General features: G+C 64.4%; 13 protein-coding genes and 1 pseudogene. 3 read left to right on the plus strand and 11 right to left on the minus strand.

The window, feature by feature from the left end; genetic code table 11:
* Positions 1–553, minus strand: a 553-nt coding sequence (locus tag WAN71_RS26540; RefSeq protein WP_422228179.1) for a LysR family transcriptional regulator, incomplete at its 3' end; no start/stop codon positions are given.
* Between the two features lie 107 nt (positions 554–660).
* Between WAN71_RS26540 and WAN71_RS26545 the strand changes: the two genes are divergently transcribed.
* Both WAN71_RS26545 and WAN71_RS26550 read left to right on the plus strand, forming a co-directional pair.
* Positions 661–1,407 (plus strand): SDR family NAD(P)-dependent oxidoreductase, encoded by a 747-nt coding sequence (locus WAN71_RS26545; RefSeq protein WP_422228180.1) that lies wholly within the window; start codon positions 661–663, stop codon positions 1,405–1,407.
* Between the two features lie 114 nt (positions 1,408–1,521).
* Positions 1,522–1,959 (plus strand): GlcG/HbpS family heme-binding protein, encoded by a 438-nt coding sequence (locus WAN71_RS26550; protein ID WP_422228181.1) that lies wholly within the window; start codon positions 1,522–1,524, stop codon positions 1,957–1,959.
* Between the two features lie 767 nt (positions 1,960–2,726).
* Here WAN71_RS26550 and WAN71_RS26555 read toward each other — a convergent pair.
* The 10 genes from WAN71_RS26555 to WAN71_RS26600 form a co-directional block, all read right to left on the minus strand.
* On the minus strand, positions 2,727–3,383 hold the full coding sequence (locus WAN71_RS26555; RefSeq protein ID WP_422228182.1) for a TetR/AcrR family transcriptional regulator: 657 nt from the start codon (positions 3,381–3,383) through the stop codon (positions 2,727–2,729).
* Positions 3,384–3,393: 10 nt separating this feature from the next.
* A complete protein-coding gene (locus WAN71_RS26560; protein ID WP_422228183.1) occupies positions 3,394–4,344 on the minus strand; it encodes a fumarylacetoacetate hydrolase family protein in 951 nt (316 codons plus the stop codon).
* A 13-nt stretch (positions 4,345–4,357) separates the two neighbouring features.
* The gene (locus tag WAN71_RS26565) at positions 4,358–5,023 is read right to left on the minus strand and encodes a VOC family protein (RefSeq protein WP_422228184.1); all 666 of its coding nucleotides are present in this window, start codon (positions 5,021–5,023) and stop codon (positions 4,358–4,360) included.
* A 13-nt stretch (positions 5,024–5,036) separates the two neighbouring features.
* Positions 5,037–5,222 carry a hypothetical protein gene (locus WAN71_RS26570; protein ID WP_422228185.1) on the minus strand — a complete coding sequence of 62 codons (186 nt, stop codon included), beginning with the start codon at positions 5,220–5,222 and terminating at the stop codon, positions 5,037–5,039.
* Positions 5,219–6,112 carry an SDR family NAD(P)-dependent oxidoreductase gene (locus tag WAN71_RS26575; protein ID WP_422228186.1) on the minus strand — a complete coding sequence of 298 codons (894 nt, stop codon included), beginning with the start codon at positions 6,110–6,112 and terminating at the stop codon, positions 5,219–5,221. Before WAN71_RS26575 ends, WAN71_RS26570 begins: the two co-directional genes overlap by 4 nt.
* A gap of 624 nt (positions 6,113–6,736) precedes the next feature.
* Positions 6,737–7,660 (minus strand): oxygenase MpaB family protein, encoded by a 924-nt coding sequence (locus WAN71_RS26580; protein WP_422228187.1) that lies wholly within the window; start codon positions 7,658–7,660, stop codon positions 6,737–6,739.
* Positions 7,661–7,692: 32 nt separating this feature from the next.
* Positions 7,693–8,934 carry an oxygenase MpaB family protein gene (locus WAN71_RS26585; RefSeq protein ID WP_422228188.1) on the minus strand — a complete coding sequence of 414 codons (1,242 nt, stop codon included), beginning with the start codon at positions 8,932–8,934 and terminating at the stop codon, positions 7,693–7,695.
* A gap of 5 nt (positions 8,935–8,939) precedes the next feature.
* Positions 8,940–9,515 (minus strand): TetR/AcrR family transcriptional regulator, encoded by a 576-nt coding sequence (locus WAN71_RS26590; RefSeq protein ID WP_422228189.1) that lies wholly within the window; start codon positions 9,513–9,515, stop codon positions 8,940–8,942.
* 440 nt (positions 9,516–9,955) lie between these two features.
* Complete coding sequence (locus WAN71_RS26595) at positions 9,956–11,323, minus strand: FAD-binding oxidoreductase (protein ID WP_422228190.1); 1,368 nt, start codon at positions 11,321–11,323, stop codon at positions 9,956–9,958.
* A gap of 25 nt (positions 11,324–11,348) precedes the next feature.
* Positions 11,349–12,602, minus strand: a complete 1,254-nt coding sequence (locus WAN71_RS26600) for an MFS transporter (RefSeq protein ID WP_422228191.1) — start codon at positions 12,600–12,602, stop codon at positions 11,349–11,351.
* 77 nt (positions 12,603–12,679) lie between these two features.
* On the opposite strand from WAN71_RS26600, the pseudogene WAN71_RS26605 reads away from it, so the two are divergent.
* A pseudogene (locus WAN71_RS26605) lies at positions 12,680–12,833 on the plus strand (uracil-DNA glycosylase); the annotation flags it as partial.

A 12,833-nucleotide genomic window follows, 5' to 3' on the forward strand; every position in this document is an offset into this window, starting at 1 on the left:
CCACGTGGTATCCGAGGTCGTAGCCCGGCTCCAGGCGCATCAAGGCCACGTCCATCCGGCCGCGGACGAGCGCTTCGGCAAGGTCCGGCGAATAGTCGCTGGAGACCACGATCTGGATGTTCGTCAATTGGTCGCGCAGCACATGCATCGCGCGTGGGAGCCAGTTTATTTCATGCCCGGTTTGGAAGCCTATGTTGAAGGTCTTCCTGGCCGGTCGCGCCGCCCTGCGTGCCGCTTCGACAGTGGCATCGACCTGCATCAGCGCCAGTCGGGCGTGATCGAGAAAGGCCTTGCCCGCCGCGGTCAATTCGACGCCGCGGACGCCACGGGTCAGAAGTTCGACCCCCACCTCGTCTTCAAGATCGCGGATCTGCCGGCTCAGCGACGGCTGGGAAGTATGTAGCCGTCGCTTAGCCGCCTCGGTGAGAGTGCCAGTCTCGGCTACCGCAATGAAATATCGAAGATGTCGTAGCTCCATCGGCGCCCATGCCTCCGAGATATGCCCCCAGCTTGGAAAGTCCTTTTCAGGCCTGCAATGAGTGCCTACAGTCATATCACGAGAGCGACCGGGAATCCTTCAGCCAGCGCATGGACGATGGCGTCCGCAGCCCACAACACCACTCTTAGATCTGCGGATATTCCGCATAGCCGAAGGAAAAGATGACTCAGCAGGTTGTTCTCATTACCGGCGCCCTCACCGGCATCGGCCGCGCCACGGCTGTGGCGTTCGCCGGCAAAGGCGCCAAGGTGGTGGTGTCTGGCCGCCACGACGACAAGGGGCAAGACCTTGTCGCGGAGTTGCGGGCGCTTGGCGCCGAGGCAGAGTTCGTGCGGGCCGACGTTACGAAGGAAGACGAGGTCCGCAATCTTGTCGACAAGACGGTCGCGAAATTCGGCCGCCTCGACGTTGCAGTGAACAACGCCGGCGTCGAGGGCAAGCTCGGCCCCATCCAAGACGCCACCGTCGAAAACTTCAAGGCCGTTTATGACACGAACGTCGTCGGGGCATTCCTGAGCATGAAGCACGAACTGCGTGCGATGGCAGGCCAAGATAGCGGCAGCATCGTCAACATCTCATCGACCTACGGGCACAAGGCGGCGGCTGGTGGAACGGCTTATGTCAGCAGCAAATTCGCAGTGGAGGGCCTGACCAGAACGGTCGCGCTCGAGCAGTGGAATTCAGGTATTCGGGTGAACGCAGTTGCGCCGGGTCTGACAGACACCGATATGGCCGACCGCTTCACGGGCTCCGCGGAAGTCAATGATGCGCTGGTAGCGACGGTGCCGTTTCTTCGAAGGGGAAATCCTGAGGAACTGGCCAACGCCATCGTGTTCATTTCGTCCCCCGAAGCCTCCTACATCTCCGGCACTGTGTTCGAAGTCGACGGCGGCTTGTCGGCAACCTGATCAACCCGTCTCGTCAGAAAGGTCCCCGTAGAGCAGGGCTTGCGCAAGAGAGTCGATTATTACGAGCCGCACGCGATCAGCGCGCAATACATATGAAACTTAAGGAGGATTCAAGTGGCTAACGTGGTGAAGAAACACAGCATCTCTTCTGAGCTCGCACAGAAAATGGTGGATGCGGCGGCGGCGAAAGCCAGAGAAATTGGCGTTAGCGAGAACGTCGCGATTCTGGATGACGGCGGCAATCTCAAGGCCTTTGGCCGGATGGATGGGGCTCCGATCCTTGCCATCGAGATTGCGCAGAACAAGGCTTACACAGCTCTGTTCGGTCTCTCCACGCACGAACTTTTCAACTCTATCCAAGGCGACCCGTCGCTTTTGGCTGGGATGCCCACGCTTGCGCGTGTGGCGGCGTGGGGAGGAGGGTTTCCAATCAAGGTGGACGGAGAGATTGTCGGCGCGATCGGGCTGAGCGGGGCGCCCGAGGTGCAGAACGACATCGATTGCGCGCGAGCAGCCCTAGCGCTCGTACCCGATGCGGTGTCGGCTGAGTAACAAGGGCGACCGTATTCACACGCACTAGCGAACGCAGTTCGTCGCTGTCGGGCTTATTCCACATGACCACTTACACACACCAAACGGCGCTTGCGTGAACTCTTGCGAAGGTTCGACGGGCGCCGCGGGCTGTACGCACTGCAACTTGGACCCGGATTCACGAGGCGTTTGTGGATACCGCCTTTCAACCCGCTTGCACCTCGAGTGCTTGAGTTCGCAGACCGTTACGAAGAGTCAAGCGAATAGGTGCAGCGGAAGGGGTTTGCGCCACGGTTGTCGATGTCGGTTTGGCAGTAGCCGATGTGCGCCCGGTGCCGATCGTCACATCGATAGCCTTAAGCGTTGTCTCATTTCAAAGAGAAACGAGACACGAAATCTGGGCAGTGCTGACCGAAAAATCCCGTCAACGGCCGATGGGATGATTCGGCCAGGACTTGCTTAGTTCCGGCTGTCGCGTGACGGAATTGCGCGAAGGCGCCTGGACGTTGGCCCAGAACTTCGGCCGGACGGTGCGTGCGCGACGCCGTAGGGCAAGTGTTGCGGCCGTCGGCTCGGCGTTCGTGGTCGGGTTCACCGCCCGTGCAAACGTTCGTCGGCAGTGTTGCGATCTGATGCAGATGAATCGGCCTGGCGCAGCGCGATACCGCGCGCGGGTATCTACATAGCCAGCGAGCCGGCGAGCGGGTTGAGGCCGTTGCTGCGCTCGCCGCGGACTCCATGTGGCGGGTACCTGGTGATTCGCGCCCGGGCGACGCGTCGCCGGGCCGCTAGCCCCGTGCGGGAAAGGTGTCGAGGGCGCCCAGAGTCTCGGGGGTCAGGGCGATGGAGGGGTCGAGGCTTGTCGATACCCGCAGGGTGGTCACCAGCGCGGCCACGGCGAGCTCGACGATAGCGTCAACGGTCGTGTCGTGGTTGGCGATGCGGTCGATCATCATCTCGTCGAGGTAGCCGACCCAGCCGTGCATGGCGGTGCGCAGGACCGGCGGGACGGGGCCGATGATGCCGACGGCCAGCAGCACACGCTGGGCGCCCAGCCAGCGGAGTTCCTCGACGGCGTCGCGTCGCTCGGGATCGACGCCGAGTTCGCCGCGGACGAGGGCCATGAAGCTATCTGAGTATTGGTCGATGTAGCTGATGTGATTTCGTAGCGCGTGGCGCAGTTGTTCGGCCAGCGACGACCCTTCGGGTGCGGGGATCAACTGGTGGGCCGTGAGTTCTGCGGAGATTTCCTGCATGACAGCGAGATAGAGCCCGCGTTTGGTGTCGAAGTGGTGGGCGATCAGTCCGTAGGCCACGCCGGCGTTCTTGGCGATCTCGCTGGTTGTGACTTGGTCATAGGCGCGCTTTGCGAACAGTTCGCGGGCGGCATCGATGAGCAGTTGACGTCTGTCGGTGTCACCTTTGCGGACAGGGGTCGCGGGCATGGCACTGAGGTTAGCCAATGCGGCCGAATTCACGGTCGGGTCCGGCCGTGGCAGCGTGCTGGCTGGACACCACGGGATTGGCGATATGCCCGATGCCGTCGATTTCCACCCGGACGGTGTCGCCGGGCTGCAGAAACCGCCCGGCCGGCCAGCCTGTTCCGGCGAAGGTTCCACAGGCGACGACGTCGCCGGGTTCCAGGGCGCAGAACTTGCTGAGTTGGCTGATCACCTCGGCCGGGGTGAGGATCAGGTCTGCGATCCGGCCGCGCTGGCGCAGTTCGCCATTGAGGTAGGTGCGTAGCTCAACGGCGTTCACGTCGAGTTCGTCGGCGGTGACCAGCCACGGGCCGAGGGGTCCGTGGCTGGGATAACTCTTGGCCAACGCCGCCGACGTCGGGTTGTCGCATTGCCAGTCACGAACCGTGATGTCGTCAGCGACGGTGTATCCGGCGATGGCTGCGGTTGCGACCGCCGGGGGCACGTCGTGGATTCGTGCGCCGATCACCACGGCGAGTTCGCCTTCCCAGTCGACCTGCGAGGCCCCCTTGGGGAGCACGATCGGGTCGAATGGTCCGGCGATCGACGAGGTTGCCTTGGCGAAGAAGAACGGATACTTCGACTTTGGGTGCGCGAGCAGGTATCCGGCGGCGATCCGAATGAGCTTGGGTTCCCGTAGCAGCCATCGCGCGTTGATGTCCTTGCGGTGATCACGCGCGTTGAGCCCGATCGCCATGTACTTGGGCGGGTTCGGCACGGGCGCGTGCAGCCTGATGGAGTCGAGCGGCCGCCGCGGCGCGCGGTGCAATAGTGATTGGGCATACTCGCGCCAGTCGGGCCGATTCAGCAGTGCCACAATGGATGCCGGTCCGTCCTCGACGGCGCTGAGGTCGGCCACCGTGTCGTCGATGACGACACCGGCGTGGGTCTGCTCGGCGCCAGCGCTGAAGGTGGCCAGTTTCATGCCGTTCCGCCTCTCACAGAGTCTTCCAGCGCAGCGTGCGCATTCCGGCGCGGGCCCGGCGCCCGTCGGGGGGAGCTGATCCTCGTTTTACGAGGCTGGCCACCGGTGTGCCGGCGATGAGGAGCCGCTCGAGAACGTTCGGGTCGAATTCGACGCCGATCGGGTTGTCGTCGAACTCTCCGCTGCCCAGCCAGTCCAGCAGGTCCTCGTTGGTGGCGAAGTTGTCCACCTGCAGTTCGATGCGGTTGCCGTCGGGGTCTTCGTAGTACAAGGAGGTGGTCGGGCCGTGGTTGATGCACCACACCGGATCGATACCCGCGTTGGCCAGACGACGGTAGGTGTCGACCAGGTTCTCGAGGTGGTCGTAGCTGAACGCGACGTGGTCGACGCCGAAGAACTTGCGGTGGACCTTCCACACGGTCGCGGGGATCCTGAGCAATCGGGGCACCCTGACCAATGCGATGCGGTGATGCTCCTCGTCGTAGGTCAAGAAGGCGATCCTCTTGTCCTGGAACACCACCATCGCATCCAGTATCTGCGCGTACCAGCCCGCCATCGCCTCGGGGCGTGGGGTCTTGAACACGATGTGTGCAAGCTTGCTCGGCGCTCCGGGCCGTGGGACCTGCTCGAGATCCTCGGGGCGCACCCGGATACCGGGGGGAGTCGTCGCTGAGTTCATGGAAGGACCTCCTCTAGGTCACGGCTACGGTGCATTGGCGGGCATCGTTGTGCGAGAGCGGGGTTGAATCCGGGCGGCCAGGCGGCCGGGTTGTTGCGGTCGAATTGCCGGGCCAGCGGGCAATCGCCACATGGGCGATGCCCGCCGTCGCACCGATGCGGATCTGGTCGTCGGTCAGCTGACGAGTCGGTCGGCTCACCGGACCGGGCTCCAGTGGGGATCGCTGATCGCGCCGAGCGCAGTGCTGGTGTCGATCCGTCTGCCGGCCAGGGTCGCGATCAGCCGCCCGACCGCGGGCAGTTCCAGCGGCACCAGCGCGTAGGTGGGATAGACCAGTCTGTTGTCGCCGCGTTGGAGGGCCCGCACCATCGCAGCCGCCATCGCCTGCGCCGATACCGCTGGCAGCGTGGTGGGGGGCCCGGACTTCCACGGGAGTTCGTCGATATCGCGCAGCGCAGTCTCGGTGGATCCGGGGATGACCTCCATGATGCGGATCGGTGTGTCGGCGAGTTCGCACCGAAGTGACCGAGTCGCTTGCGCCAGAGCAGCTTTCGAAGCCGCGTAGTAGCCGAGCAGCGGCAGCGGCACCGATTGAACGGTGGAGGTGACGTTGACGATGGTGCCCGAGCCGGCCGCACGCATGTGCGGCAGCAACGCGGCGGTGAGCGCCAGCGGGGACCACACGTTGAGTTCGAATACGGCCCGCGCGCGGTCGGAGTCGGCGATGACGCCCTGGGCTCCCGTCAGGTTGGTTCCGGCGTTGTTGATCAGTACATCGATGCGGCCCAACGCATCCATGGCGTCGCTGGCCAGCTGCTTGGCTGCCCCGCGTTCGGACAAGTCGGTGCTCATCAGCGCCGGCCGCGCGGCGCCGGTGTCCGCGATCTCGTCGGCGACCTCGTCGAGAAGGGCGGCCCGGCGCGCCGCCAGCGCCAGCACCGCACCGTTGTCAGCCAGTTGCACAGCCAGGGCCCGGCCGATGCCGCTGGAGGCTCCGGTGAGCAAGACCCGTCGACCTGCCAGAGCGGTCTTGTGGGGGTGGCGCCCGACGTTAGTCACAGTGGGCGCGCTGTTCGAGCAGGGGGACATCGGGGTCTCCTCGAGGGTGACGGTGGTGGGCGGTGGACGGTTGACCGCACCGAGATCTAGACCTAGTCTCACATACTGATTGATTATCAGTCAATAGGAGTTCGATGGGATCCTCGAAGAACGTCGATGAGGAACGTCTGGTCCAGACTCTCGCCCAACTCGTGCAGTCAGCCGCGCACCCCCTGACCTCCTTGAACACCTCCGCACCCGAGGCATCAGGCTCGCACCCGAGGCAGTCAGCCGCCGGTCCAGCCAATTAACGGGATTGATCCGCCCCTTGGCATCGGGTTTCAAGTGGTGTGAGTCGTCCGGCCGGCCCGTTGCAGGTCGACGCGAAATCATGTGAGGCAAGACCTGATGGGCCCCCGATCTTCGCTGGACGAAACCCGTTGCACCAGCGGCAATTCGGAGCGCCGACGCGGATTTCGCCGCCAACACCAGTTGCCGTCGACAAGTAGGTAAGCAATGTGTATTGCGGGGCGCTGGGATGGTTTCGCAGGCCGATCTCCCCCTGCCGATCGACGAACGGAGCGAACGGAGCGCCGTCGGGGACTGGATGAAAACCCTTCGGCCGCAGATGGCGGTGGTAAGACCAACACCGAACGTATCAGTGCAATAGCGAGGTCAGGAGAAGGTGCGTGGGAGCTGTCCGCTCTCCCGGAGCCATCCTCGCCGCGCCGAGGCGTGCCACTTGAAATACGCTGGCACGTATGGCCATCCAGATCGGATGGCGCCACGGATGAACCTGTAAGTGCGCTCGTCGGTTCGAGTCCATGCAATACCGAAGCGCTCGCGCACGCTGGGGGGCAGGCCTCCGAAAATCGTCAGACGCATCGGGGGCGCCAGCATCGCGCGCACTGGCCAGGCCGGAAGTACGGTCTTGGCAATGGGTTTCAGTCGTGGCGGGGCGGGTAGATACGGCGACGTGCTCATGTCCGGGATGGCGGTCCGGTTGATGAATTTGATCAGATAATCCGATGCAGGATTGGGTTCGAGCACCTGTTCGCAGTAGCGATCCCATTCGGCTCCAAACGCGGCACGGTCCCGAGGCAGAACCAAGTCACTCATGCCGTACCGGCGGTACCATTCGCAACCTTCCAGATAGAGCCGATCCCGCTCGGCGTCGCTGAGGCAATGTTTGTCCCAACACTCGGCGACGCGGTCGACCATGTTCTGAAATGTTGCGTGCGCCCACCAGTAGGTTTCCGGGTTCAGCGCGTGGTATCTCCTACCGTCGGGTAGCGTGCCCTTGATCTGCCGGTGATAGTCGCGGACACGTATCCCGGTGACGTCGGCCGCGGGGCCGTCGTAGACGGTGCCGAGAATGCCTGGCAGCGAGCGAAACACCCGATCCACCGGATCGTCGAAGAAGTTCGAATGCTCGATGAGCGCATATCCGATCGCCGGGTGCATCGTCTGCAACAGGCCGGCCGTCCCACCCTCGAACGCGATTCGCAGATCCCCGGCCCACCGCCACAACAATGAACTGGGCCCCAGATCCAACCGGCCGGGAGTTGGTTGGAGTGATTGCTCGTTCGGCGTTCTCAAAGACGGTCCCCTTGACTCGTCGGCAGCCTGACTCACGATAACTGCTGCGCGGGCCCGGACTCGCCGATCTTTGCCTCGGTGTCGCCGACCAGCGTGGTAAGGAATGCCTCCTGACGTCGGCGACCGTATCGTGCTTGCATCCGCCGAATCGGGGGCACGACACCCAGCACGCTCCCGACGAGATTGATCGGCGACTTGATGAGCGGATACCACGGAATCGTCACGGGAAGACCGAGTTTGGTCATGCCGCCGGCCCCCACGAAGGTTCGGGCGATCGAGAGGTGTTGTGATCGTGCGAGTCGACGGCTCAACGACTGCCACCGGTTGAAATGCCACGTGAGAGGATCGTTGGCCATGGGCTGCGCCAGAACTGGCCCGGTTTCGTCCGGGTTATACAGATCTCCCATGGTGTGGTAGAGAATTCGGATTCCGTCCCGGAAGTCGGCCGGCAGCCAGTGCTCCTCGACGCCCATGAGCCAACCTGCGTACCGGGTGAGGTGCGCAATGTCGGCGAGTTCTCGTGGAGTCAACACGACACCCATTGCCATGCCCACCGAAGGCGGGGCGAGCAGGGCCCCCACCAGCGTCGCGGCCATATCGGTCTGGTTGATCGGCAGGCCCAACTGGTCGGTGCGCCAATCGGGCATGGCTCCGACATGACGGCGCACAATCGCGTGGATCAACCGCACGTGCACCGTCGCCTGATAGCCGGCGCCGCCGGGCTCTATACCACCTTCTCCGGTGACGGCCAACGCCCATTGCAGGGTTTCGGCGAATCGCCGCGCCGGACCCTTTTCCAGCGCACCGGTGCGCAGCAACGTCTTGTTGAACCCCGACGCCAGGTACCCGCCGAGAAACGACACGTCCCGTGCCGCGTACAAGCCGTCGATGCCACTACGGGCGTATGCCGCAGGTGCCCGCCGCAGCGACTCCTGATTCACCCATGCCGGCACGGCTTCGACCAGTTCAAAGAACGTGCGTAACGGTGCCGGGGCGTCGGGAACCGCAGCGATGCCATCGCGCAGCGCCCGGTCAAACATCGGCCGCGTGGTAGCCATGCCGGCCGAGTACATCCACCCAACGAGCTGGTCGGCGGGCGGGTCGCCGACCATCAAGTCACGACCGATGACTTCCCAGTCGCGACGTGAGGGCCGACCGATCCGCAGCAGCAGTGCCAGCGGGCGCATCGTCTTGTATCCGCGTGGATCGTCGCGATGCCGGCTGGGCAACGCGGCCGAATCAGGCACGGCGATGGGATCAACGGCGATTATCACCACTCCTAATCAACTGTGGGGTGCACCAGCGGCCGTGCGGCGGCCGCAATCCCATGACGGACGACCGGCACGAATGCGACACGAACGAACTCAGCCATCTCCTCGAGAGAACTGCCCGCAAGTTCCGAGCCGGGCGTGAGCAACAGCGAATGCGCGAACCGCGCAAGGACTTCCGCCACCGGCTGCACGTCATAGTCATCGATCACGCCGCGTTGTTGGGCGAACTCCAGAACCGAGGCGATGTAGCTGATACCCTGCTGTACCGCCTCATCGGCACCGACAAGCAGCACACGCTCCGGGGTCACGAGACGACGCGCCAGCGGATGCCGCCGCGTCTCCAGCAGGACATAGGTGATCATCTTCTCGATCTGGCTGTCCGTACCCTGCGTCGTCGCACCGATCGCGGTCACCTCGGCCAACAGACGATCGATTTCGCGGGTAATCAATGCGCGCAGCAACTCGTCTCGGTTGGTAAAGCGGCGATAGATGGTAACCCGATTGACCTGCGCGCGCCGAGCAACCGTCTCCATGCTGAGCCCACGGATGCCGCTCTCGGCAAGCACAGCGAGTGCCGCGTCCAAGATCCGGTTCGCGGTACCGTCAGCCATGCAACAAATATACATGAATTGTTGCATCGGGCCAATCCCGACCTGTGCTGTAGCTGCCCGAGCCAGGCGTCCCGTTTCTTGCCTCGCGCCCACCCACGGTGGTGTGACCTCTCGTTCGATTGACGTGCAGGTCGTTCGGCGTATGGCATGTGAGGGTCCCGAGAAGTGCTGCGGCCACGATCAAGGGCAACCACCAAACACGAGTTAGCCGAGTACTCGGGACGGGCCACAGATTGCCCAGTGTGCCGACGTGCCGCAGAAGTACCTGACCAGCAGAATGACCTAAGTGCCCGCCTCATAGCGACAACTTGGGGTGGTTGACGGCGGGCCCGGTGCCAGACACCCAAGTTGTCGCTTAGGGGCGGGCACAACGGGTGCCCGCTTCACTTGGAGACTGCTGTGGCAGAAGCGACTCAGACGCCCGCGCCGGGGTTCAGGATGCCCAGCGGGTCCAACGCATCTTTGATGCGACGATTCAGCGCCATCGCCTCAGGTCCCAGATAGCCGGCCAGCCAGGGGCGCTTCAACCGGCCGACGCCGTGTTCGCCGGTGATCGTCCCGCCGAGGTGCATGGCAAGGTCCATGATCTCCCCGTATGCCAGCTCGGCTTGCTCGCTCATCGCCGGGTCGGTGGGGTCGTGAACGATCAGCGGGTGGGTGTTGCCGTCGCCGGCGTGCGCGATCACCGAAATCATCAGCTCGCGTTCGGCGGCGATACGAGCGATCCCACCGACCAGGTCGGCCAGCGCGGGCAGCGGCACGCCGACGTCCTCGAGTAGCAGCGGCCCCTTCTCTTCCACAGCGGGGATCGCGAACCGGCGGGCGGCGACGAACGCCTCGCCCTCGTCTGGATCGGAAGTTGAAAACACTTCGGTCGCACCGCATTCGGTGAATACCCCGGCCATGAATTCGGCGTCTTCGGTCCCGCCGTTGCCGCGTTCGTCGGATGCGCCCAGCAGCAGTGCGGCGGCGCCGCGGTCCAGCCCCATCCGTAGCTTGTCTTCCACCGCGTTGATCGCGATGCAGTCCATGAACTCCAACATCGCCGGGCGTAGCCGTGCGGTCACCGCGAGAACCGCTTCGGCAGCGGCTTCCACCGACGCGAAATTGGCGACCACCGTGCTCAACGGGTGCTGCGGCGGTACCAGTCGCAGCGTGACCTCGGTGATCACGCCCAGGGTGCCTTCGCTGCCAACGAACAGCTTGGTCAGGCTCAGCCCGGCGACGTCTTTGAGTCGCGGTCCGCCCAACCGAACCGCGGTGCCGTCGGCCAACACCACCTGCACACCGAGCACGTAGTCGGTGGTGACGCCGTATTTCACGCAGCACAGCCCGCCTGCATTCGTTGCGATGTTGCCGCCGATGCTGCAGATCTCATACGACGACGGGTCAGGCGGATACCACAGCCCATTCTCGGCGACCGTCTTTTTCACCTCGGCGTTGAGCAGTCCCGGTTGGCACACCGCGGTGCGGATGACCGGGTCGACGGTGATGTCGCGCATTTTCTCGGTGGACAGCACGATCCCGCCGTCCACGGCGGTGGCGCCGCCGGACAGGCCGGTGCCCATCCCGCGTGTCACCACCGGGACGTGATGAGAGCTGGCCCACCGCATGATGGTCTGCACCTCTTCGGTGCGCCGCGGGCGCAGCACGGCCATCGGCTTTCCCGCGGATGGGTCCAAGGCACGATCTTGTCGATAGGACTCGGTCACCGCGGGGTCGGTGACGACCATCCCCTCGGGCAGCTCGGCGATCAGGCCGGCCAGCACATCGGCGCCCATGGCAGCGATCCTACGGACGGCGCACCTACTCGTTGACCGACGACTCGTCCAACTCCCGAAGCGAGGAAAGTCGAAGCGACACCAGGCCGATGGCGGTCATTGGGATCGCCAGCACCAGAAACGTCGTCCGAAGCCCGGCGGCATCGGTCAGCGGCCCGGCCAGCATGAAGCCCAGTGGCCCGGCGGCATAGGCCAGCGATGTCATCACGCCGACAACGCGACCGCGCAGTTGCGGCGGGGACTTGGACTGCATGACGTAGTTATAGATCGGGGCGATCGGCCCGTAGACCAGCCCGATGAGCCCACACAGCAGCAGGATCACCAGCAACGGCGGAAGCGTCGATATCAGCGCGGTGCACACGCCCAGCGTCAACGTGGCCGTCAACAGCGTCCACCGTCTGCTCAGGCGGCGCACCAGCAACGGATACGCCAGCGCGCCGGCCAATCCGCCGATGCTCAACGCAACCAGCACCCACCCCAAATGTGCAGGCTTATGGCGGTCGGTGAAGTACTTGGGAAACAGCACGCTTTCCATCGGCAGATACAAGGCGGTCATTGCCAAATCGATCAGTGCCAGCGTGCGCAGCACCCGCAGTTTCCACACGAACCGCAGCCCGTCGACCATCCCGGACCACGGCCCGTCGGGGCGAGCAGCACCCGGTGGCGCGCCGGCGCCAGCCAATCGCAGCGCGCTGATCGCGACGATGGATACACCGAACGCGCCGGCGGTGACCCACATGGTGTTGATGCCGCCGATGGCGGCGATCAGCAGTCCGCCCAGCCCCGGGCCGACGATGTAGGCGACGTTGAAAATGGCCTCGTAAAAGCCGTTGGTGCGGTCCAAGGTCCAGCCGGCAGCCGCCGCGGCCTCGGGCAACATCGATTCGCGCGCGGTGATGCCGGCGGGATCGAACAGCGCACCCAATGCGGCCAGCACCGCGAGCGAGCCGACGGTAATGCTGGCGTGCCCGAACATGATCGCCAACATCGGAACCGCCGCCACCGTGCTCGCCGACAGTGCATCGGAGATCAGCGAAACACGCCGTCTGCCAAGGTAATCCACCGCTGTTCCGGCGATCAGAGTAGAGAACAGCAGCGGTAACGAGGCAGCCCCCGCGACGATCGAGGCGTCGGAGGCGCTGCCGTTGTGCTGCAACACCAGCCAGGGAAACGCGATCAGCGAGATGCCGTTGCCGGCGGCAGCGGCCAAGGCCGCGAACAGGATCAGACAAATAGGCCGACGGGACGATTGGGACGTTGTAGACGACGTTGTAGACATGGCACTTCGGGAGAGCAATCTAGCAGCGGCCTTGCCCGGCGGGCGAGCGATTTTCGCCGGTCGTGCACAGTAGTGCGGTGAGCCTTGCCCACCCGCGTACCGGAGCGCTCTTCGATTCTCCGGTGCCGCCCGGCATCGGCTGGCCCGGCGACCCGGCGACCGCCCGCACCGCGGTGGCGTCGGCGCAGGCTCAGGTGGCCGCGATGGCTCTGGCCGTCGAATCGCCCGCAC

Origin of the sequence: Mycobacterium sp., assembly GCF_049280035.1 — a bacterium.
Classification (GTDB): Bacteria; Actinomycetota; Actinomycetes; order Mycobacteriales; family Mycobacteriaceae; genus Mycobacterium.